Genomic DNA, 20,619 nt, shown 5'->3' with positions numbered 1-20,619 from the left:
CGTCCGAACGTGCGTCAAGGTCCGCTTGACGTGGCGGGCCGGGCGGCGGCCCGCTCCCCAGGAGGGCGGGTCGACGGCAGACGGGATGGCGAACGTGCCGTGAGGAGGGTGCCTTATCCCGCCAATTGAGCAGCAATGGCACCAATTAGCGCACCAATGAGTGCCACCATCGTAGTTGCGAAGACGGTAAATCGAGTATCTATGCGGGCCGCCATCTGTTCAACTGAGGCCCGAACGCTGCTCACGTCCAGCGAAGTAACGAGATTTACCTCTTGAGGATACTCCTGCTGGAACAGCAAATTCATGTTACCGCTTGATGCGCTCTCATCGAAGACCAGGCGGGTTCTGCTCCACTCTCTCTTATTTTCTTCTATTGTGACGAGTCCGAGCCAAGTGGCCGCGATAAAGCGAGTCGAGTTCTTCCGCCATCCCCGAGTCCGCCACAGGGGTTTCAGCCTTGCGCGCAATGGAAGAGTCCCGAAGAGGGCGCGATTATATTGCAGAGTAAGTAGATCGGCCACGCTGGCACGGGCATTTTCTTCGGCGACGGCTATAACCCGACCATGGCTGCGCAGCTTGGTGTACATGTGGCAGACGAAGTCAATGTGCGACAACAAGGCGGAGGCGAGTTCCAGAGGTGTTTCCCGATCCCGCACCTCAACCTTCAAGACAAAGCGACCCTGAGTAGAGAAGGTCGGGATCACACTCTCGGCGACAGGATTAATCAACATGTCCGAGTGTGCGAATGGGTAGCCGCAGTTCGAGCCACAGGAGAGTCGGCGTAATGACAATCCGCTGTCTTCGGCCGCCTTCTTAAGGATCTCTAGGACGACCAGGCCGCCCGCAGTTCCAAATGGGCGCGCAGATGAACCATTAAGCCACGTAACGAGAACGGTGACCCCGTCCCAGGCAACCCAGTATTCGTCAGAAGGGACCTCATCCTCGTTTTTACCCTCGACTTGCAGTCGGCGGGGAACTTGGATATGCAACCGTATTGCGGGTTGAACGCGGAGGGCGTGAATATGGGTATGGGTCGCCCCTTCCGTCCTCATGCTTTTCTTGGACTTGCCTGGCCTGAAAGGCGGAACTACATAACGAACATCTTCTACCGATGCTGTCAAAACGGGCGGGGCGTCGATCGACTTTACGCGAGGGTCCTTCTCAAGGCTCTTTATTAAGCCCGAGTAGGCCTCCTTGTCGTCGCGGCCACCCTGCCGAACCAGGATGCAGATGCCTACCCGTCCCACCATCTTGGCCAGGCGTGTGGGCTGCTCCAATGGACTCCTCCTAGCCCTTCGACCGTCGAATAAGAGTACGGCTCAAGAGCATCGGATGCTGCCCCGCCAAGTGTCTGCCAGACGACAGTTGCTCACGACCTCGGGCAGGGTGAAGGGGGCGTGCCTGGCTTCTGGCCACCGCTGGATGTCAAGGGTTGGACAAGTATTACAGGGCAAGCGCTGCGGACAGACACTCGGGTCATTTCGGGCCGGTTGGCCCAGCGGACCGGAATCGGACGGGATGCGTAGCAAGTTCCGGGGAACATACACGGAATGATCAAATGTGCGATAAACGAGTCGGGCGTGCTTCTGGTGGGACTACGAGGGGCACGGCAGCGGCTACACCTTCCTGAACCCTGAGCGCTGAATACCGGGGACGGCCGGCTCGGACAGAACCGCTCTCGGGGCACGCAGGGGGCACAAGACGTCGTCAAACGTCGGCAACCAGCCAGCAGCGGCGGCAACCCACGACGAGGTGCGACCAGCGTGCCGACCAGGTCGCCCCAGGTTGCGCACGAGCCGGTCGGAGTTCCGCTTCAACGTCTGATCGCGCCTGCACTTGCAGGCCAGACGGTTCGTGCCCCGTTCGGGGGCAGGAATACGCCCCGGCCTACTCAGCGACGAAGACGCCTACGCCCGGCAGCGTCTCGGTCATGCCCTTGATCCGTAGCACCTGCATGGCACGGTCGATCACGGGCTCGGTCACGCCGTAGTGCTCGATCAGCTCCCGCCGGCTGGGCAGCTTGGCACCCGGCGGGAACTCGCCGGTCGCGATGCGTTCGGCGAGGTCGTCGGCGATCTGCTCGTAGCGGTAGCGCGGTGGCACAGGGTTCCCCTCGGTTGGCGACACGAGTCAACCACCTACGCCAGCCCTTGACTACCCAACGGTACCTGTGGGAGGTTGCGGAGGAGGTCGTCCCCTCGGTTGGCACTGTGGGCCGTCCTCGCCGGCGTGGATGCCCGGCGCATCCCCCGTGATCGGGCATCCACGCTCCGGACACCTGCGGCGCGAGGAGGCGGCAGTGTTCCCATCCACCCACCCGGTTCCGGCGGCTGTCACGTGTCGGTGAAACGGGTTTCTTACGACGACTACGTCCTGGCCGCAGCGCTCACCCTCGCCCGCCGACATCGGCCCGTGTGGTCGTGGCAGCACTGGCGACGCATCTGCCGCTGCGGGGCGAACCTGCCCTGCCGAAGCCGACATCGCATTCCGATCAACCGCGGCCACTGGCTGAGCCAGGACGGCGCGTCATGAGCATCCATCAACCGATCAAGCCGGCCTGGACGTGCGGCGGCTGCGTGGGGGAGTGGCCCTGTCAGGTGTGGCGCTGCGAGTTGCGAACCGAGTACGACGACGCTCCGGCGTCGTTGGCGCTCTATTTGGCCGCGCAGCTCGTCGATGCCAATCGGCACCTTGACGACATCCCAGCGGATCGCCTGTACCGCCGATTTCTCGGCTGGATCCGATGAGCATCCTTCGCCCCGGCGACGAGAAGTTCGACTACGGCGGCGGCTCGCACGAGTGAGTCCCGCCGGACCCGAGGACAAATAGAAAGTTTGGGATGAGCGCCGCTTTCACGGATGTGGCGCCCGGCTCATTGCTTGCGGCCGGGCACCAACCTGTCCAGATCGAGCGTGATCGTGAACGGCGTCGTGGTCCGCAGCTCGTGTCGATGGATCGCGGTCGGTACGTATGACCGGGTGGGTCCGTCGAGTTCGTAGGCGTGGACCACCGGCGAGCCATCTTCGTCCTCGATGCGCCAGTAGTTGGCGATGCCGCCTTCCGCGTACTTGCGCAGCTTGACCGACCGGTCACGGTGGGCCGACTCCGGAGAGACCACCTCCACCACCAGCAGGGTCTCCTCGGGCGTGTAGAAGGTGCGGGACGGGTCGAACGATGCCGTCGTGGCCAGGAGATCGGGCTCGGGACGATTCCATCTGTCGAGTCGGATCGTGATTTCCCGATCGACCTCGATGCCTGGCGGGGCCTGTTCCGTCAGGCGGTTCACCAGCGCGGTAACCATCCGGGCGTGCCAGACCCGCTGGGGAGACGTCCTGAAGACGAGCGCTCCATCGATCAGTTCAGTGTGGCGCGGCGCTTCGACGAGCTTGTCGAGATCGTCGGCGTACCACCNGGTGGGGGGGGGGAGCCGCTTCCGCCCGGGCTGGTCGGGGTCGCGGCCGGATCGGTGGTGAACGACGAGGCGTGGTCGGTGGCCCACTGGCGGAAGGTCCGCGCCGGCCGTCCGAGCAAATCGGACACCGTGGCGGTGACGTACGCCGGACGTCCCGTGGCGGCGTTCCACGCGGCCAGGAGCATGTCCACGGCCGGGCGTGCGGATTCCGGGCTCTGCCGCCGGAACTGGTCGGGCGACAGTTCCTCGAACGCGAGCTGGCGGTGCAGCGTGTCGCCGATGATGCGTACCTGTTCGGCCTGGGTGAGTGCCTCGGGGCCGGTCAGGACGTAGTCGCCACCGGCGTGTCCGTCCTCGCGCAGGGTCCGCGCGACGACCTCGGCCACGTCCCGATCGTCGACCGGGGCGGTCTCGGCCGCGCCGTACGGCCACCGGACCACCCTGCCGGCACGGATCGCGGCGGCCCACCACAGCAGGGCGTTCGACGCGAACATTCCCGGCCGGATGATCGTCGAGTCGAGGCCGGTGGCCGCGATGAGCCGCTCGATCTCGGCGTGCATCGCGGCCATCGGGTTGGGTTGCTGGAAGAACGGGTGCGGGGTCCGGTGTGGCGCGGACAGGTAGACGACCCGCTGGGCGTGGGTGGCCAGCCGGTCGACGACGGCCGGCGCGGTCTGCGGCGGGGCGGTCCAGACGAGGAAGACCGTGCTGACGGCGTGCAGGGCGGCGTCGAGCGTTTCGGGCATCGTGAGATCGCCGATGACGACCTCGACGTCGGTGGGCAGGGTCGCCGCCGACCCGGCGCGGCGTACGAGAGCGCGGACCGGCACGCCGGCGTCGAGCAGCAGGTCGACCACGGCACGTCCGACTCGTCCGGTCGCGCCGGTGACCAGGAGCGGGAGTCCACTCGGGGATGGCATGCCCCTCATTGAAGAGTTACCAAGTCAAAAAAGCAACCCGGTAACAAATGTTACGGTGGTGAGGTGAGCGAACCGGTCGGGCTGCGCGCCCGCAAGAAGGTGCGAACCCGGGATGCGATCGCCGACGCGGCGATCTCGCTGTTCCTGGCGCGCGGATTCGACCAGGTGTCGGTTGCCGACATCGCCGCGACGGCGGAGGTGTCGAAGCCGACCCTGTTCCGCTACTTCGCCACCAAGGAGGACCTGATCCTGCACCGCTTCGCGGACCACAGCGGTGAGGCCGCGCGGGTGGTCCGCGACCGGCAACCCGACGTTGCGCCGGTGGCGGCGCTGCACCGGCACTTCCGGGCCGGTCTCGACCGGTTCGAGCCGGTCACCGGCCTCAACGACCACCCGGAGGTGGTGGCGTTCCATCGACTGGTGTTCACCACCCCGAGTCTGGCCGGGCGGCTTTTGCAGTACATGCTCGACGACGAGGGGGCGTTGGCTGCCGTCCTCGCCGCCGGTGTCCAGGGTCGACTGCTGGCCGCCCAGGTGATCGCGGTGCAACGGGTACTGGCGCGGACCAACTGGCAGAAGATCGCCGACGGCCGGCCGGCGCGCGACGTGCAGCCCGAGGCGATCGCCGACGCCGATCAGGCTTTCACCCAGCTCCGCCGCGCCACGAGCGGCTCCTGAACGGAACCCCTCGCCCGGTCGATCAAGGAGTTCGTGTCGGGGTCGGGTCGGGGAGGAGACGCGAACTTCTTGATCACCGGAGTGAGAGCGCCAGGGCGTCGTCAGTGGATCTTAGGGCTGCGGCGTTCGATGAGCGTGACGTCCCGCCAGGTGCCGTGGTGGCGGCCGATCCGCTCCCGGGTGCCGACCACCCGGAACCCGCAGGCCAGGTGCAGGGCCAGGCTGGCGGTGTTCTCCGGGAACACGCCGGACTGGATGGTCCAGATCCCGGCCGCCTCGGTGGCGGCGATCAACGCGTCCAGCAGGGCCCGGCCGACGCCGCGCCCGCGCGCCTCGGGGTGCACGTAGACGGAGTGCTCGACCACGCCGGCGTAGACGCAGCGGTCGGAGACCGCCGAGCACGCCACCCAGCCGAGCACCCGCCCCGCCTCATCGAGCGCCACCCAGCGGTGACCGGGCATCCGGCCGGCGGTGAACCGGGTCCACGCGGGCGGCTCGGTCTCGAAGGTGGCGTTGCCCTCCGCGATACCGAGGCGGTAGATCTCCAGCACGGCGTCGGCGTGCCGATCGTCCATCGCCGCGATCGTGACTGTCATCCGCCCTCCCCGAACCGGGCCAGCCTATCCAGCGCCGCACCACGCCCCCGCAAGCCCGAACCCCGACCGGCCAAGGCCGCGTAACGAGCGCCGCGACCGGCCGGGGCCGGAACGAGCGTCCCGGCCCCGGCGCGGCCGCTTACCGCCTGCGGTAGACGGAGATGTGCGTGCGGCTGTCCGCGTCGAACGGCGTCCGGTCCCAGTCGGCGTACCGCTCGGCGAGGTGGAGCCCGGCCCGCTCCGCCATCTCGTCGATCTGCTCCGGCCAGGCGTACCGCATCGCGAACGGCTTCAGGTGCACGCCGTCGCGGTCGAACGTGACGGTCTGCCGCACGAATGTCTGCGCCGCCCGGTCGTACCGGTGCATCCGGATGGTGGCCGAGTCCTCGGTCACCTCCCGGACCTGCACCTGTTCGTCCCGGTCGAAGTCGGCCGGGTCGGGCACGAAGGTCTCGATGACGAACGCCCCGCCGGGTGCGAGCACCCGCGCGACGTTGCGGAAGCACGCCGCCTGGCGGTCCGCGTCGACCAGGTTGAACAGCGTGTTGAACACCAGGAAGACCAGACGGTACGGCCCGGACACCGGGACGTCCGCCATGTCGCCGATGGTGACGTCCATGTGCTCGCCACCCGGCTTGGCGCGCAGGTGCGCCACCATCTCCGGGGACGCCTCGACGCCGGAGACGGCGAGGCCGCGGGCCGCCAGCGGCAGGGCCACCCGGCCGGTGCCGACGGCCAGTTCGAGCACCGGCCCGCCCTCGGCCAGCGGCGCGAGGAAGTCGACCGCCGGGGCCGGGTCGGGATTGCCGGGACCGTCGTAGCCGGCGGCCCAGAGCCGGCCGAACAGGCCGGGATCGTCGAAGACGGACATCACGCGGCCTCCCGTCGGGCGGACGGGACGTGGCGCGGCGGGCGGTCAGCGACCCCCGCCGGAATGGGGTACGGAAACACGAAGCCTCGTTTCGAGAGGGATGACGACAGGTTGGTTGGGCTTCGCTGCGTCGGACATGGCGGTGCTCCCTCCGTCGGCTTCTCCGCTCCAGCAGACCAGCCGACGTCCGGGGCGACAACCGGTTTACCGCGCGTCAGCCGGCCCGCAGGGCGTCGTCGACCCCGGTCTCCCGGCGGCCCAGGTGCACCGGGTCGCGGCCGGAGAGCACGTCCGCGGCCGCTTTGACGCTGGCGCCGTACTCCCGGGTGGAGCTGATCCGCCACTGGGCGGCGAACCGGCGGGCGGAGTCGTCGCCGACGCCGTTGGTCTCGACGCCGAGGCGCCGGCAGAGCGCCACCGCGCGGGGCAGGTGGAACGACTGGGTGACCACGGTGGCCCGCCGCACGCCGAAGACGCGACGGGCGCGGGCGCACGAGTCGTAGGTGTCGAAGCCGGCGTGGTCGAGCACCACCTTCTCGGCCGGCACGCCCCGGTCGACCAGCCAGCGGCGCATCCCGTCCGGCTCGTCGTAGTCCCAGTTCATGTGGTCGCCGGAGACCAGGACGACCTTGACCTTGCCGGACGCGTAGAGCTGGCGTGCGATCTCCAACCGCCCGGCCAGGAACGGCGACGGCGTGCCGTCGGGCTCCACCTTGGCGCCGAGCACCAGGGCCACCGGCGCGTCCGGCACGTCGGCGGCGGCGAACAGGTGCCCCTGCGCGTCGCCGTGGATCCAGGCCACGCTGGCGCCGGTCGCGCCGGTCAGCAGCAGCACGCCGGCCGCGGCGACCAGGAGGAGCCGGCGGATCAGGCGTACGGCCCGCTGGTGGTTCGCGCGCCAGGTGCGCCAGCGTGTGCTCAGCCCCCGCATGGCGGCGATTGTGCCAGGCCGGTCAGGAGATGTGGTGGAGGATGACGTTGTGCACGTGGTGGCTCTTCTCCGCGCCCCGGAACTCCACCTCGTAGGTGTGCGTGCCGACGTGCACGGCGATCGCCCCGGTGGAGAAGAACGAGCCACCCCAGGACTTGTTGCTCACCACGCTCACGCTGGTGATCTTCGAGTACGGGATGCTGGTGATGGCGTACCGCTTGCCGACGAAGGAGCGGTCCTGGACGATCACCCGCCGGTCGGTGAGGCCGATGAAGCCGGTGCCGGTGCCGATCGCGTCGTAGACGGCGATGATCTGCTCACCGGGCAGCAGGCCGCTCTGGATCTGCTGGAACTGTTCCTTGCGGTCGTACGTCGGACCAGACATGTCCTCGACGGTAGGGCAGGCGCGCCACCGCTCAGGGCCCGGTGACCGCCCGGACCGCGTCCTCGATGCGCGCGGCCAGCAGAACCTCACCCTCGGTGAGCGGCTCGCCGTCGCCGTGCCCCAGTCGAATCTGGGTGTGGTCGGCCCGGCGGCTGATCTCGGGACGCAGCCGCAGCGCGTCGGCCACCACCGCCACCCGCTCGGTCAGCGCGGCGTGTTGCGTGTCGTCGAGGACGAGGGTGCGGCGGATCTGCTCGCCGTCCCGCGTCCAGCCGGACAGCAGGGCGAGTGCGTCGCTGAGGTAGTCGTGCTTCGCCCGGCCGCCGAACAGCACACGCATCACCGCACCTCCGAGGCTTCGTTGCCGGCTTGTGGCCAAATCGTCGCCATCCCGTGTCCCAGTCGACGCCCTCTAGTCTGTCGCTGCCCAGAAGGTGTGTCCACGCCCACACTTCCGAGTTCTGCTGACCTGACGGTTGACTCAGCTACCCAAACCGCCGATTGATCTGGCACGCTGGTGGCTCGTGCGGACCGAACGGGTTACCGGTAGTGGGCAGGCCGACCGGCGGGAGCCGAGAGTGGTCGTCGGAGCGGCGATCATCGTGGCCGGCCGGGTCCTCGCCTGCGAGCGGTCGGCGCCCCCCGAGGTGGCGGGCCGGTGGGAGTTCCCCGGCGGCAAGGTCGAGCCGGGGGAGACCGAGCCCGGCGCGCTGGCCCGCGAGTGCGCCGAGGAGTTGGGCGTCCGCGTCGAGGTCGGCGCGCGGGTCGGGCGTGACGTGCGGATGGCACACGGCCGCTCGGTCCTGCGCGTCTACGCCGCCCGCCTGCTCCACGGCGACCAGCCCAAGGCCCTGGAACACGCGGAGCTGCGCTGGCTCTCGGCGGCCGAGCTGGACAGCGTCGACTGGCTGCCGGCCGACGTGCCGATCGTGCCCGCGCTGCGCCCGCTGCTCGCCGCGTCCGACTGAGGCTCCGGACCGGACAGGCGGGCCGGAACGGGACGGGGGCCGACGGCATGTGCCGCGGGCCCCCGTCATCGTCGCGCTGCTGCTCAGTGCTTCGGCTCGTCCTGCTGCGGGTGGGCGAAGTTGAGGTGTTCCGCCGGCAGCGGGAACTCCACGTCGTCACCGAACGGCGACGGCGCGGCGGCCCGGTCGAAGGTCAGCTCCGTCAGCGGCAGCTTGCCGGTGGAGTCGACCGCCGGGGCGGTCGGGTGCGGCACCTCGCGGTGCCAGTTGACCCCCTGCTGGGCCTGGCGCTCGGCGCCGCTGTCGTGCGAGCCGCCGGCGTGCGAGTGCACCCCGCCGTGGGCCGCGCCGGCGGTCACCGCACCGCTCGAATGCCCGCTGGTCACGCTGGTCTGAGGCACCTGACCCCTCCGGAAGATCTTGTTACCGAGCCACACAAGGGGATCGTACCTGCGGTCGACGACCCGCTCCTTCATGGGGATGATCCCGTTGTCGGTGATCTTGATGTGCTCGGGGCAGACCTCGGTGCAGCACTTCGTGATGTTGCAGAAGCCGAGCCCCATCTCGGACTGCGCGTACTCCTTGCGGTCGGTGCGCGCGTCCAGCGGGTGCATGTCCAACTCGGCGGCCCGGATGAAGAACCGGGGACCGGAGAACGCCGGCTTGTTCTCGTCGTGGTCACGGATGACGTGGCAGACGTTCTGGCACAGGAAGCACTCGATGCACTTGCGGAACTCCTGCGAGCGCTCCACGTCGACCTGCTGCATCCGGTAGTCGCCGGGCGCCACGTCGGCCGGCGGCGCGAACGCCGGGGTCTCCCGGGCCTTCTCGTAGTTGAACGAGACGTCGGTGACCAGGTCGCGGATCACCGGGAACGTGCGCAGCGGGGTGACCGTGACGGTCTCCGCCTCCTCGAACGTCGACATCCGCGTCATGCAGCCCAGCCGCGGCTTGCCGTTGATCTCCATCGAGCAGGAGCCGCACTTGCCGGCCTTGCAGTTCCACCGGCACGCCAGGTCCGGCACCTCGGTGGCCTGGAGGCGGTGGATCACGTCGAGGACGACCTCGCCCTCGTTCACCTCGACGGTGTAGTCCTGCAGGTCGCCGCCGGTCTCGTCGCCCCGCCAGATGCGGAACTGTCGCTTGGTTCCCATTCCTCAGCGCTCCTGTTCGGTGAGGGCGTCGAACTCGGCGAGTTCCTCGTCGGTCAGGTACTTGGCCAGCTCGGCCCGGTCGAAGAGCCCGATCAGCTCCGGACGCATCGCCGGCAGCGGCTTGTGGGTCAGCCGGACGGTGTCGCCGTCGAGCGCGCAGACCAGGTTCACCTGCCGCCACTTCGGGTCCATCGCCGGGTAGTCCTCCCGGGTGTGCCCGCCGCGCGACTCCTGCCGCTCCAGCGCCGCCTTCGCGGTGCACTCCGAGACCACCAGCATGTTGCGCAGGTCGAGCGCCAGGTGCCAGCCCGGGTTGTAGCGCCGGCCGCCGACCGCGCTCACCTTCGCCACCCGCTCCCGCAGCTCGGCCAGCCGGCCCAGCGCGTCGGCCAGCTCGCCCTCCCGGCGGATGATGCCGACCAGGTCGCCCATCACCGCCTGGAGGTCCTGCTGGAGCTGGTAGGGGCTCTCGCCGGTGTCGCGCTGCAACGGCGCCAGCGCCGTCTCCACCGCAGCCTCCACCGCCGCCACCGACACCGCCGGGCGCGCGCCGAGCTGATCGGTGTACGTCGCGGCGTGGCCGCCCGCCCGCTTGCCGAAGACCAGCAGGTCGGACAGGGAGTTGCCGCCGAGCCGGTTGGAGCCGTGCATGCCGCCGGACACCTCACCGGCGGCGAAGAGCCCGCGTACGCTGCCCGCCGCCGCGCCGGAGTCGGGGTCCACCTCGACGCCGCCCATCACGTAGTGACAGGTCGGGCCGACCTCCATCGGCTCCTTGGTGATGTCGACGTCGGCCAGCTCCTTGAACTGGTGATACATCGACGGAAGTCGGCGCTGGATCTCCTCCGCCGACTTGCGGGAGGCGATGTCCAGGTAGACGCCGCCGGCCGGCGTACCCCGGCCCGCCTTGACCTCGCTGTTGATCGCCCGGGCGACCTCGTCGCGGGGCAGCAGCTCCGGCGGACGCCGGTTGTTGTCCGGGTCGGTGTACCAGCGGTCCGCCTCCTCCTCCGTCTCCGCGTACTGCTTGCGGAAGACGTCGGGGACGTAGTCGAACATGAACCGCTTGCCGTCGGAGTTCTTCAGCACCCCGCCGTCGCCGCGCACCGACTCGGTGACCAGGATGCCCTTCACCGAGGGCGGCCAGACCATGCCGGTCGGGTGGAACTGGAGGAACTCCATGTTGATCAGCGTGGCCCCGGCGCGCAGCGCCAGCGCGTGACCGTCCCCCGTGTACTCCCAGGAGTTCGAGGTGACCTTGTAGGACCGGCCGACACCGCCGGTGGCCAGGACCACGGCCGGGGCCTCGAAGAGGATGAACTCGCCGGACTCCCGGTAGTAGCCGAACGCACCGGCGACGCGGTCGCCGTCGAGCAGCAGCTCGGTGATCGTGGTCTCGGAGAAGACCCGGATCCGGGCGTCGTAGCTGCCGAACTCGCGCTTGTCCTCCTGCTGGAGGGAGACGATCTTCTGCTGGAGCGTGCGGATCAGCTCCAGGCCGGTCCGGTCGCCGACGTGCGCCAGGCGCGGGTACTCGTGGCCGCCGAAGTTGCGCTGCGAGATCTTGCCGTCCTTCGTCCGGTCAAAGAGCGCGCCGTACGTCTCCAGCTCCCAGATCCGCTGCGGCGACTCCTTGGCGTGCAGCTCGGCCATCCGGAAGTTGTTGAGGAACTTGCCGCCGCGCATCGTGTCGCGGAAGTGCACCTGCCAGTTGTCCCGCGAGTTCACGTTGCCCATCGCGGCGGCGGCGCCGCCCTCGGCCATCACCGTGTGCGCCTTGCCGAACAGCGACTTCGAGATGATCGCGGTCTTCTTGCCGGCGAGCCGGGCCTCGATCGCCGCGCGCAGGCCGGCGCCGCCGGCCCCGATCACGACGACGTCGTAGTGGTGTCGTTCGATTCGCGTCTCAGTCATGTCCAGGCTCTCAGTTGATGAACCGCAGGTCGTTGAACCAGCCGGCGGCCACCGCCATCACGTAGAAGTCGGTCAGCGCCAGGGTGCCCAGGGTGATCCAGGCGAGCTGCATGTGCCGGACGTTCAGCCAGGACACCCCGGTCCACGCCTTGTACCGCACCGGGTGCTTGGAGAAGTGCTTGAGCCGGCCGCCGATGATGTGCCGGCAGGAGTGGCAGGAGATGGTGTACGCCCAGAGCATCACCACGTTGAGCAGCAGGACGATGTTGCCCAGGCCGAAGCCGAAGCCCTCCGGGGAGTGGAAGGCGAGGACCGCGTCCCAGGTGTTGATCAGCGAGATGATCGCGGCGGCGTAGAAGAAGTAGCGGTGCAGGTTCTGCCCGAGCAGCGGGAACCGGGTCTCGCCGCTGTAGCTCTGGTGGCCGTCCGGCACCGCGCAGGCCGGCGGCGACAGCCAGAACGACCGGTAGTAGGCCTTGCGGTAGTAGTAGCAGGTCAGCCGGAATAGCAGCAGGAACGGCAGGGTCAGCGCCGCGTCCGGGATGATCCACCAGCCGGGCAGGAAGCTGCCGAAGTGCGAGGAGCCCTCGACGCACCGCTCGGTCACGCAGGGCGAGTAGAACGGCGTCAGGTAGTGGTACTGCTCGACCCAGTACCACTTGTGCATGAAGACCCGGACGGTCGCGTAGATGACCCAGGCGCTGAGCCCGACCACGGTGATCAGCGGCGCGAGCCACCAGCGGTCGGTCCGTAGCGTCTTCGCCGCGATGGCGGCACGCGCCCGCGCGCCCCGCGGCTGCGACCTCGGCACCTTGGCCGACGTAGTTGTCATTCGAGTCATCTCCCTGACGTCACTGTCACGTCCTGCGCACACGCGAGACCACGCCGCGAAACCGGCGCAGTCAACTGACACACGTTACGCCGATCTTCACGGCCCGGCCGCGCAACGCAGTGTCCCGTGTGTCCCGCTGGTTGGAAAGGCCCGGCTCATGATCAAGATGCGTGACGCGCCGCGCGGCGCGCCGACCGGTCACCTGGGCGAGCCGACCGGTTTCAGCCGGACGCGCCGCCGGTGAAGTTCCACGAGGCCAGCCGCAGCGCCGGCGCCTCCCACCAGGACCCGTCGACCCGGTCGGGCTGGCGGATCGGACGCCGGCCCAGGCCGAGCACCTGACCCGGCCCCAGCGCGCGCGGGTAGGACTCGGTGAACCGGAAGTCGCGGACCGCCCGGGTCGGCACACCGTCCTCGACCAGCCAGACACCGTTACGGGTCAGCCCGGTGACCACGAGCTGCTTCGGATCCAGCACCCGCGTATACCAGAAGTCGCTGACCAGCAGCCCGCGCCGCACGCCGGCCACCAGGGCCGCGGTGTCCGGGTCGCCCACGGCCCCGGTCACCCCCGCGCTCACCGGCCCGGCCGCGGTGCCGCCACCCGCGTCGCCGGAGGCCGGCAGCAGGCGGAGCGTGCGGGGGATCGGCCCGAAGGTCGAACCGCCGGGCATGCCGTGCCCGGTGGACCCGGTGCCCACCTCGGCGCCGCTGCGCCGGTCGTGTGCCACCGCCCCGGTCACGCCCGCCGCCACCAGGGGCAGCGCCCGCCGGGGCGTGCCCTCCAGGTCGAACGGCAGTGACGAGGCGTGCAGCGGGTCGTCCACAAGCGTCACCGCCGGATCGAACTGGGCCGTGCCGAGCGCGGCGAACGACTGCCGTTCGGCGTACCGCTTGCCGTTGAAGCCGTACCAGGCGAGGTTCTGGAGCAGGTCGGCCACCGCGGCCGGTTCGAGCACCACCTCGTAACACCCCGGCGGCAGCTCGATCGGGTCGGTCGCGGCCCGCGCCTTGGCCGCCGCGCGGGCGCCGAGCGCGGCGCCGTCCAGGTCGGCGAGCCGGTCGGCGCTCTGCCGGGCCATGCCGTCCGCGCCGCCGGTGCGGGCGATGCCGTCCATCGCCGCCTCCGCCGCCCGCCCCACCGCCGAGTGCCCGGCGGAGTTGACGAACGCCCCGGACCGGTACGCCGTGCGGCAGTAGCCGGCCGCCTCCAACCCCTCGACGGCGTCCACGAACGCGCGTACCCGGGTGGCCCGGTCGTCGGGGGACGCGAACGCGGTGGCCTCGTCGAGGGTCGGGCCGGCGGGCACCGGCGTGGGTGCGGTGAGGCCCGGCCAGGCCGGGTCGGGCGGGACCAGCCGGGCCGCCGCCCGGGTCCGCTCGACCAGCGCGGCCAGCCCGTCCGGGTCGACCCGGGTGCCGCCGCCCGTGGCGGTCCGGCCGTCGACGTGCAGTCGCAGGTGCACGGTGGTGCCGGTCTCGGCCACGTTCTGGTGGATGAACGAGTTGGCGAAGCGGGTCAGGGCCAGCTCGGCGCGGGTCACCAGCACCTCGACCTCGGCGCCCGGGCCGGCCGCGCGCCGGACCAGCTCCACCACCCGGGCGGCAAGCTCCATCATGCCCGCACCCCCACCCGGACGCCGCGGAAGCGGGCCGGCGCGGCCGGGTGGCCGGTGTGCCCGATCTGGCCGGGCTGCCCCTTGCCGCAGTTGGGCGTGCCCCAGGGGACGATCTCCGAGGAGAGCATGTCCATCGAGCGCCAGAAGAGCGGCCCGATGCCGGTGTAGGTCGGGTTGCGCAGCATCCGCCCGCGGCGCCCCTTCTTCACCTCCCAGCCGACCTCGCAGCCGAACTGGAAGTTGAGTCGCTTGTCGTCGATCGACCAGGACCGGTTGACGTCCATCAGCACCCCGTCGTCGGTGGCCGCGACGATCTCGTCGAGCGTGTGCGGGCCCGGCTCCAGACCCACGTTGGTCATCCGCACCATCGGCAGCCGGGCCCAGCCGTCGGCGCGTACGCTGCCGCCGTGGCCCAGGCCGGCGACGGCGGCCGAGTCCCGGCCGGCGAGCACGCCCACCCACCGGCCCTCGCGCACCGCGTCGCGGGCGACCGCCGGGGAGCCCTCGTCGTCGAAGCCGAAGCTGCCCAGCGCGCCCGGGATGGTCGGGTCGATGGTCACGTTCATCAGCTCGGAGCCGTAGCGCAGCGACCCGAGACGGGTCAGGTCGAGCCAGGACGTGCCGGCGAACGCCGCCTCCCAGCCGAGGATGCGGTCCAGCTCGATGGCGTGCCCGACCGACTCGTGGATCTGCAACGCGAGCTGCTCGCCGCCGAGGATCAGGTCGGTCTCGCCGGCCGGGCACTGCGGGGCGGTGAGCAGCTCGTGGGACTCCTCGGCGACCCGGGCGGCGTGCGCGGCGAGGTCGAGCGAGGCGACCAGCTCCCAGCCGGTGGTGCCGTACTGCCCGCGGTAGCTCGGGTAGGACCGGCGCTGCGTCTCGCCGTCTCCGATCGAGGTGGCCGAGATGCCGCCGCCGCACTCCCGGATGTGCTGGTCGATGCGGTGGCCCTCGCTGGAGACGAACCACTTCGTGGTGTCCCAGATCTGGTAGAGCCCCTCGGCCAGGTCGGCGCCGTGCTCCCGCATCGTGGCGGTGGCGCGGACCAGCAGGTCGCCCTTCTCCGACAGGGGCACCCCGAGCGGGTCGACGGCGCACTCCGAGGCCCAGCTCGCCACCGCCGCCTCGACCGGCACCAGGTCGATCGGCGGGCCGGGCACCCGCGCGCTCGCGGTGGCGATCGCCGCGGCGCGCCGGCCGGCGTCGCGCGCCGCGGCGTCGGACAGCTCGGGTACGGCGTGGAAGCCCCAACCGGAGCCGACCAGTGCGCGCACCCCCAACCCGATGCTCTCGTGCTGGGTCAGCTCCTCGACGTCGCCGTTGCGCGCCGACATCGACTCGTAGCGACGGTGCATCACCCGGGCGTCGGCGTAGCGCGCGCCCGCGTCGAGGGCGGCCTGCACGGCGGCGGTCGCCGCGTCGAATCCCATGGGCCGACCCTAGGCGAGCGCACCGACATCCGTCAGGGGACGAGATCCTCCGGCCGGATCCTCGCCCGGACGGGTTCGGTCAATTCCAGCACGTCGCCGGGCTTGGTCACCGACGCCTCCCGGTAGTGCCGCCCCCGCCGCCGGTAGAGGTGCAGCGTGCCGTCCTCCTGCTCGACCAACAGGTAGCAGTCGATGCCGGCGGCGGCGTAGTAGTGCATCTTGAGCACCTTGTCGGTCGCCGCGTTGTGCGGCGAGACGACCTCGCAGACCAGCCGCACGTTCCGCGCCTCGACCATCGGCTCGTCGAAGTCGATCGGCTCGGTGACCACCAGATCGGGAATGGGGACCCGGCCCGGCCGGAGCCGGACGTATACCGTCTCCAGCAGCTCCATGCCCGCGCGCCGCGCGGCTGCCTCCAGCAGGTTGCCGAGGTTGCGCTGGACGCGCTGGTGTCGTGGGGTGGTTGCCGGCGTCACGTGGAGGCCCCCGTCGAAGAGTTCGACGCGCTGCTGCGTCTCGCCGAGGGCGAGGTATTCCTCGTCGGTCCACGGGCCGTCGTGGCCGAACAGCGCCACCGTCATGGTCACCTCCACCTCGTTCCGCCGGGAATCGTCCCGTGGTCGCCACGACCATGGCCGCACCCCGGGTGCGACCCCGGTGAAGGGCTGCGGGTCGGAAACGCACTCGTTACGCTCTGACCGCTGACAGGCCGCTCGATGTAGCTTATTTTCGCCTCCATAGGTTTCCTGTAGGTTCTCTTCATCACTGGAGGGGGAGGCGGTCATGGGCAGGTCGGAGACGGTGCCGTCCGGGGAGCCGGGCCGCCCCGAGATGCCGGGGCAGCGCTCCGGTGAAGCGCCGTATCTCCAGGTCACCGACCTGCGGGTGCGCTTCGACACCGAGGACGGCGTGGTGAAGGCCGTGGACGGGGTGTCGTTCTCGGTGGAACGGGGTCGCACGCTCGGGATCGTGGGCGAGTCCGGTTCCGGCAAGAGCGTCACGTCGCTGGCGATCCTCGGGCTGCACAACTCCCGGCGGGCCACCATCACCGGGGAGATCTCCGTGGGTGGGCGTCAGCTCGTCGGCCTGGCGGAGGAGGAGGTACGGCGGCTGCGGGGCCGGGACATGGCGATGATCTTCCAGGACCCGTTGTCGGCGTTGCACCCGTACTTCACCGTGGGCCGGCAGATCGCCGAGGCGTACCGGGTGCACCACCCGAAGGCCGGCCGGCGGGAGGCCCGGACGCGGGCGGTGGACATGCTGGGCCGGGTCGGGATCCCGCAGCCCGAGCGGCGGTTCGAGCAGTACCCGCACGAGTTCTCCGGCGGGATGCGACAACGGGCGATGATCGCGATGGCCCTGATCAACGACCCGGACCTGCTGATCGCGGACGAGCCGACCACCGCGTTGGACGTGACGGTGCAGGCGCAGATCCTGGACCTGCTCGCGGATCTGCAGGCCGAGTTCCGGTCGGCGATCATCCTGATCACCCACGACCTCGGTGTGGTCAGCCAGGTGGCCGACGACGTGCTGGTCATGTACGGGGGGCGGGCGGTCGAGCGGGGAAGCGTGCGGCAGGTGCTGCGGGCGCCGCAGCATCCGTACACCTGGGGGTTGCTGTCGAGCGTGCCGTCGTTGCACGGCGACGCGGACGCGAACCTGGTGCCCATCGCGGGCAACCCGCCCAGCCTGATCAACCTGCCGTCGGGGTGCGCGTTCCATCCCCGCTGCCGGTACGCCGGCGTCAACGGCGACCGGTCGCGCACCGAGGTCCCCGCGCTCGGCGCGGCCGGCGAGGCGGGGCATCTGGTGGCCTGCCACCTGCCGGCGGCCGAGCGGGAGCGGATCTACCGCGACGAGATCCTTCGGACGGGGGTGGCCCGATGAGTGCCGAGACCGAGCCGTTGCTGTCGGTGCGAGGGCTGACCAAGCACTTTCCGGTGCGCGACGGGCTGCGGGCGAAGGGCGCGGTGCGGGCGGTCGACGGGCTCGACTTCGACGTGCGGCCGGGGGAGACCCTCGGCCTGGTCGGGGAGTCCGGCTGCGGGAAGACCACGACCGGGCGGATGCTGGTGCGGCTGCTGGAACCCACCGCCGGGTCGATCACGTTCGCCGGCCGGGACATCACCCGCGCCGGCCGCCGTGACCTGCGCGGGTTGCGGCAGGACCTGCAAATCATCTTCCAGGACCCGTACGCGTCGTTGAACCCCCGGCACACGGTCGGGCGGATCGTGGCCATGCCGTTGCAGGTCAACGGGATCACGCCGCCGGGTGGGGTGCGCAAGCGGGTCCAGGAACTCCTGGAACTGGTGGGCCTGAACCCGGAGCACTACAACCGCTACCCGCACGAGTTCTCCGGTGGGCAGCGTCAACGCGTCGGCATCGCCCGCGCGCTCGCCCTGGAACCCCGGCTCGTCGTCGCCGACGAACCGGTGTCCGCGTTGGACGTCTCCATCCAGGCGCAGGTCATCAACCTGCTCCGCGACCTGCAACGCGACCTCGACCTGGCGTTCGTGTTCATCGCCCACGACCTCGCGGTGATCCGTCACTTCTGCCACCGCGTCGCCGTCATGTACCTCGGCCGGATCGTCGAGATCGGTGACCGCGACGACATCTACCGACGGCCGCAGCACCCGTACACCCGGGCTCTGCTCTCCGCCGTTCCGGACGTCGCCACGCTCGGCCCCGCGGGTCGCATCCGTCTCACCGGCGACGTCCCCACCCCGCTCGACCCGCCGTCGGGCTGCCGGTTCCGCACCCGCTGCTGGAAGGCCACCGACCGCTGCGCCACCGAGGAACCGGCGCTGGTCACCCGCGACGGAGGCAACCAGCTCACCGCCTGCCACCACCCGGAGAGCGGCCCGATGGAGGTGTCGAAATGAGCCTGTCCCCGGTCGAGGGCGTGGCGCTGGCCGAGATCGAGTCGCCCGGTGACGGCGACGAGCGCCGAGAGAAGGAGTTCGTCGGCCGGTCACCCGGCCAGCTCGCCGCGGCGCGGCTCCGGCGCGACCGCACCGCCCTGGTCAGCGGCGCCCTGCTCGTCTTCTTCGTGCTCGTCGCGCTCGCCGTCCCGCTGATCGAGGCGCTGTACGGGGTGGGGCCGAAGGAGCAGTTCCAGGGCCGGCTCGACGGCTACGGCATGCCGCTGGGGTACGCCGGTGGCGTCACCGGCGAGCACTGGTTCGGGCTGGAGCCCGGCCTGGGCCGGGACATCTTCATCCGGATGGTGCACGGGCTGCGGACGTCGCTGTTCATCGCGTTCGCGGCGGCGGTGCTCACCGCCGTGATCGGCGTGACGCTGGGCACGCTCGCGGGCTACCTGGGCGGCTGGCTGGACACCGTGATCAACTGGATCACCGACCTGACCCTGGCCATGCCGTTCCTGATCATCGCGCTGGCGCTGATGCCGACCGTGGCGCTGCGCTTCTACGGCCAGCGGGAGGCCGTGCCGGCGTACTTCCAGATCGGCGTGCTCATCGCGATCTTCGCGCTCTTCGGCTGGACCAGCACTGCCCGGCTGGTCCGGGGCCAGATCATCGCGCTGCGCGAGCGCGAGTTCGTGGAGGCGGCCCGGGCCAGCGGCGCGGGGCTGGGGCACATGCTGTTCCGCCAGTTGCTGCCGAACGTCTGGGCCCCGATCCTGGTCGCGTTCTCGCTGGCGGTCCCGCAGTACATCACCAGCGAGGCAGCGTTGTCGTTCATCGGCGTCGGCCTCACCGACGAGACGCCGAGCTTCGGGCGGATGATCTACCGCAGCCTCGACTACCTCCAGACCGACCCGGCGTACGTCTTCTTCCCCGGCATCACGATCTTCGCGCTCGTGTTCGCCTTCAACCTCTTCGGCGACGCGCTGCGCGACGCGCTCGACCCGAAGTCGTCCCGGTAGGAGGCCGGCATGACGCGTTTCCTCATCCGCCGGCTGCTCTCGGCCGCGCTCACCCTCTTCGCGGTCAGCGTGCTCAGCTTCCTGATGTTCTTCGCCCTGCCGCGCGACCCGGTCAGCGGCATGTGCCCGAAGAACTGCAACCCGGAGCGGCTGGAACGGGTGCGCCAGGAGCTGGGCCTGCGCGACCCGCTGATCAGCCAGTACGCCGGCTACATGAAGGGCATCGTCACCGGCCGGGACCTGGGCAGCGCCCAGGGTGGTCGGTGCGACGCGCCCTGCCTCGGCTGGTCGTACGTCTCCAACGAGGCGGTCTCGGACACCATCGCCCGGGTCCTGCCGGTGACGCTGAGCATCGTCATCCCGGCGGCGATCCTGTGGCTGCTGCTCGGCGTCGGCCTGGGCATGCTCTCAGCGCTGCGCCGGGGGAGCTGGCTGGACCGGGCCGCGATCGGCTTCTCGCTGACCGGGGCCTCGTTGCAGCTCTACTTCGTCGGCGCGGTGCTGCTCATCGTGTTCGTCTACAACCTGCGGCTGTTGCCGGTCCCCAGCTACACGTCGCTGTTCGACAATCCGGTGAAGTGGAGCAGCGGTCTGGTGCTGGCCTGGGTGGCGCTGGCCTTCCTCTTCTCCGCCATCTACGCCCGGCTGTCGCGGGCGCAGATGCTGGAGACCCTGTCGGAGGACTTCGTCCGCACCGCGCGGGCCAAGGGGCTGGCCAAGCGCGCGGTCTACGGCCGGCACGCGCTGCGGGCCGCGATCACGCCGGTGGTGACCATCGCCGGGCTGGACGTCGGCGGGGCGCTGGGCGGGACCGTGATCACCGAGACCACGTTCGGCCTGAACGGGATGGGCCGGACCGCGGTCGACGCCGTCCGCGCCGGCGACCTGCCGACGATCATGGCGACCGTGCTGATCGCGGCGGTCTTCGTGGTGCTGGCCAACGTCGTGGTGGACCTGCTCTACGCGGTCATCGACCCTCGGGTGCGACTGGGCTGAACGAACCTATCGAAACCAATTCTTGGAGGT

General features: G+C 70.2%; 22 protein-coding genes. 7 read left to right on the top strand and 15 right to left on the bottom strand.

Going from position 1 to position 20,619, the window contains the following annotated elements; translation table 11 throughout:
• Nucleotides 1-113: 113 nt before the first annotated feature.
• Together B1205_RS28985 and B1205_RS08735 are read right to left on the bottom strand one after the other, a co-directional pair.
• On the bottom strand, nucleotides 114-1,277 hold the full coding sequence (locus B1205_RS28985; RefSeq protein ID WP_140157995.1) for a hypothetical protein: 1,164 nt from the start codon (nucleotides 1,275-1,277) through the stop codon (nucleotides 114-116).
• Between the two features lie 610 nt (nucleotides 1,278-1,887).
• Nucleotides 1,888-2,103, bottom strand: a complete 216-nt coding sequence (locus B1205_RS08735) for a winged helix-turn-helix domain-containing protein (protein WP_254909802.1) — start codon at nucleotides 2,101-2,103, stop codon at nucleotides 1,888-1,890.
• Nucleotides 2,104-2,528: 425 nt separating this feature from the next.
• Here B1205_RS08735 and B1205_RS08725 point away from each other — a divergent pair, with 425 nt between their 5' ends.
• Nucleotides 2,529-2,747: a flavin reductase gene (locus tag B1205_RS08725; protein WP_089155143.1), complete on the top strand. Its 219-nt coding sequence runs from the start codon at nucleotides 2,529-2,531 to the stop codon at nucleotides 2,745-2,747.
• 125 nt (nucleotides 2,748-2,872) lie between these two features.
• Here the strand turns inward: B1205_RS08725 and B1205_RS08720 are convergent, their stop codons facing one another.
• Nucleotides 2,873-3,355 (bottom strand): Uma2 family endonuclease, encoded by a 483-nt coding sequence (locus B1205_RS08720; protein ID WP_254909825.1) that lies wholly within the window; start codon nucleotides 3,353-3,355, stop codon nucleotides 2,873-2,875.
• Entirely contained in the window at nucleotides 3,355-4,332 is a 978-nt protein-coding gene (locus tag B1205_RS08715) for an NAD(P)H-binding protein (protein ID WP_089155141.1), read from the bottom strand. Before B1205_RS08715 ends, B1205_RS08720 begins: the two co-directional genes overlap by 1 nt.
• Before the next feature lie 63 nt (nucleotides 4,333-4,395).
• Between B1205_RS08715 and B1205_RS08710 the strand changes: the two genes are divergently transcribed.
• Nucleotides 4,396-5,010 carry a TetR/AcrR family transcriptional regulator gene (locus tag B1205_RS08710; RefSeq protein WP_089155140.1) on the top strand — a complete coding sequence of 205 codons (615 nt, stop codon included), beginning with the start codon at nucleotides 4,396-4,398 and terminating at the stop codon, nucleotides 5,008-5,010.
• Nucleotides 5,011-5,111: 101 nt separating this feature from the next.
• Here the strand turns inward: B1205_RS08710 and B1205_RS08705 are convergent, their stop codons facing one another.
• From B1205_RS08705 to B1205_RS08685, 5 genes are all read right to left on the bottom strand, one after another.
• Complete coding sequence (locus tag B1205_RS08705; protein WP_089155139.1) at nucleotides 5,112-5,606, bottom strand: GNAT family N-acetyltransferase; 495 nt, start codon at nucleotides 5,604-5,606, stop codon at nucleotides 5,112-5,114.
• A 139-nt stretch (nucleotides 5,607-5,745) separates the two neighbouring features.
• A complete protein-coding gene (locus tag B1205_RS08700; protein WP_089155138.1) occupies nucleotides 5,746-6,477 on the bottom strand; it encodes a class I SAM-dependent methyltransferase in 732 nt (243 codons plus the stop codon).
• A gap of 214 nt (nucleotides 6,478-6,691) precedes the next feature.
• Complete coding sequence (locus B1205_RS08695; protein WP_089155137.1) at nucleotides 6,692-7,408, bottom strand: SanA/YdcF family protein; 717 nt, start codon at nucleotides 7,406-7,408, stop codon at nucleotides 6,692-6,694.
• Between the two features lie 22 nt (nucleotides 7,409-7,430).
• Nucleotides 7,431-7,793, bottom strand: a complete 363-nt coding sequence (locus B1205_RS08690; protein ID WP_089155136.1) for a PH domain-containing protein — start codon at nucleotides 7,791-7,793, stop codon at nucleotides 7,431-7,433.
• Nucleotides 7,794-7,824: 31 nt separating this feature from the next.
• Nucleotides 7,825-8,133, bottom strand: a complete 309-nt coding sequence (locus B1205_RS08685; protein WP_089155135.1) for a 4a-hydroxytetrahydrobiopterin dehydratase — start codon at nucleotides 8,131-8,133, stop codon at nucleotides 7,825-7,827.
• A 238-nt stretch (nucleotides 8,134-8,371) separates the two neighbouring features.
• Here B1205_RS08685 and B1205_RS08680 point away from each other — a divergent pair, with 238 nt between their 5' ends.
• Nucleotides 8,372-8,761 carry a (deoxy)nucleoside triphosphate pyrophosphohydrolase gene (locus B1205_RS08680; protein ID WP_089155134.1) on the top strand — a complete coding sequence of 130 codons (390 nt, stop codon included), beginning with the start codon at nucleotides 8,372-8,374 and terminating at the stop codon, nucleotides 8,759-8,761.
• 83 nt (nucleotides 8,762-8,844) lie between these two features.
• On the opposite strand, the gene B1205_RS08675 is transcribed toward B1205_RS08680, so the two are convergent.
• From B1205_RS08675 to B1205_RS08650, 6 genes are all read right to left on the bottom strand, one after another.
• Nucleotides 8,845-9,915 (bottom strand): succinate dehydrogenase/fumarate reductase iron-sulfur subunit, encoded by a 1,071-nt coding sequence (locus B1205_RS08675; RefSeq protein WP_089155133.1) that lies wholly within the window; start codon nucleotides 9,913-9,915, stop codon nucleotides 8,845-8,847.
• A 3-nt stretch (nucleotides 9,916-9,918) separates the two neighbouring features.
• The gene (locus B1205_RS08670; RefSeq protein ID WP_089155132.1) at nucleotides 9,919-11,829 is read right to left on the bottom strand and encodes a fumarate reductase/succinate dehydrogenase flavoprotein subunit; all 1,911 of its coding nucleotides are present in this window, start codon (nucleotides 11,827-11,829) and stop codon (nucleotides 9,919-9,921) included.
• 10 nt (nucleotides 11,830-11,839) lie between these two features.
• Entirely contained in the window at nucleotides 11,840-12,661 is an 822-nt protein-coding gene (locus B1205_RS08665) for a hypothetical protein (RefSeq protein WP_089155131.1), read from the bottom strand.
• A gap of 221 nt (nucleotides 12,662-12,882) precedes the next feature.
• Nucleotides 12,883-14,274, bottom strand: a complete 1,392-nt coding sequence (locus tag B1205_RS08660; protein WP_089155130.1) for a TldD/PmbA family protein — start codon at nucleotides 14,272-14,274, stop codon at nucleotides 12,883-12,885.
• The gene (locus B1205_RS08655; protein WP_089155129.1) at nucleotides 14,274-15,707 is read right to left on the bottom strand and encodes a TldD/PmbA family protein; all 1,434 of its coding nucleotides are present in this window, start codon (nucleotides 15,705-15,707) and stop codon (nucleotides 14,274-14,276) included. The genes B1205_RS08660 and B1205_RS08655 overlap by 1 nt, the downstream gene beginning before the upstream one ends.
• 32 nt (nucleotides 15,708-15,739) lie before the next feature.
• On the bottom strand, nucleotides 15,740-16,288 hold the full coding sequence (locus tag B1205_RS08650) for a Uma2 family endonuclease (RefSeq protein ID WP_089155386.1): 549 nt from the start codon (nucleotides 16,286-16,288) through the stop codon (nucleotides 15,740-15,742).
• 202 nt (nucleotides 16,289-16,490) lie between these two features.
• On the opposite strand from B1205_RS08650, the gene B1205_RS08645 reads away from it, so the two are divergent.
• The 4 genes from B1205_RS08645 to B1205_RS08630 are packed head-to-tail and all read left to right on the top strand — an operon-like array spanning nucleotide 16,491 to nucleotide 20,589.
• A complete protein-coding gene (locus tag B1205_RS08645; RefSeq protein WP_089155128.1) occupies nucleotides 16,491-17,594 on the top strand; it encodes an ABC transporter ATP-binding protein in 1,104 nt (367 codons plus the stop codon).
• Nucleotides 17,591-18,589, top strand: a complete 999-nt coding sequence (locus B1205_RS08640; RefSeq protein WP_089155127.1) for an ABC transporter ATP-binding protein — start codon at nucleotides 17,591-17,593, stop codon at nucleotides 18,587-18,589. The genes B1205_RS08645 and B1205_RS08640 overlap by 4 nt, the downstream gene beginning before the upstream one ends.
• On the top strand, nucleotides 18,586-19,593 hold the full coding sequence (locus B1205_RS08635) for an ABC transporter permease (protein WP_089155126.1): 1,008 nt from the start codon (nucleotides 18,586-18,588) through the stop codon (nucleotides 19,591-19,593). Before B1205_RS08640 ends, B1205_RS08635 begins: the two co-directional genes overlap by 4 nt.
• Nucleotides 19,594-19,602: 9 nt before the next feature.
• The gene (locus B1205_RS08630) at nucleotides 19,603-20,589 is read left to right on the top strand and encodes an ABC transporter permease (protein WP_089155125.1); all 987 of its coding nucleotides are present in this window, start codon (nucleotides 19,603-19,605) and stop codon (nucleotides 20,587-20,589) included.
• Nucleotides 20,590-20,619 lie beyond the last annotated feature (30 nt).

This window comes from Micromonospora sp. NBS 11-29 (assembly GCF_002140155.1).
GTDB lineage: Bacteria > Actinomycetota > Actinomycetes > Mycobacteriales > Micromonosporaceae > Micromonospora.
Note: the sequence above shows the minus strand (reverse complement) of the source record. Positions and strands in the feature narration are given on the sequence as shown.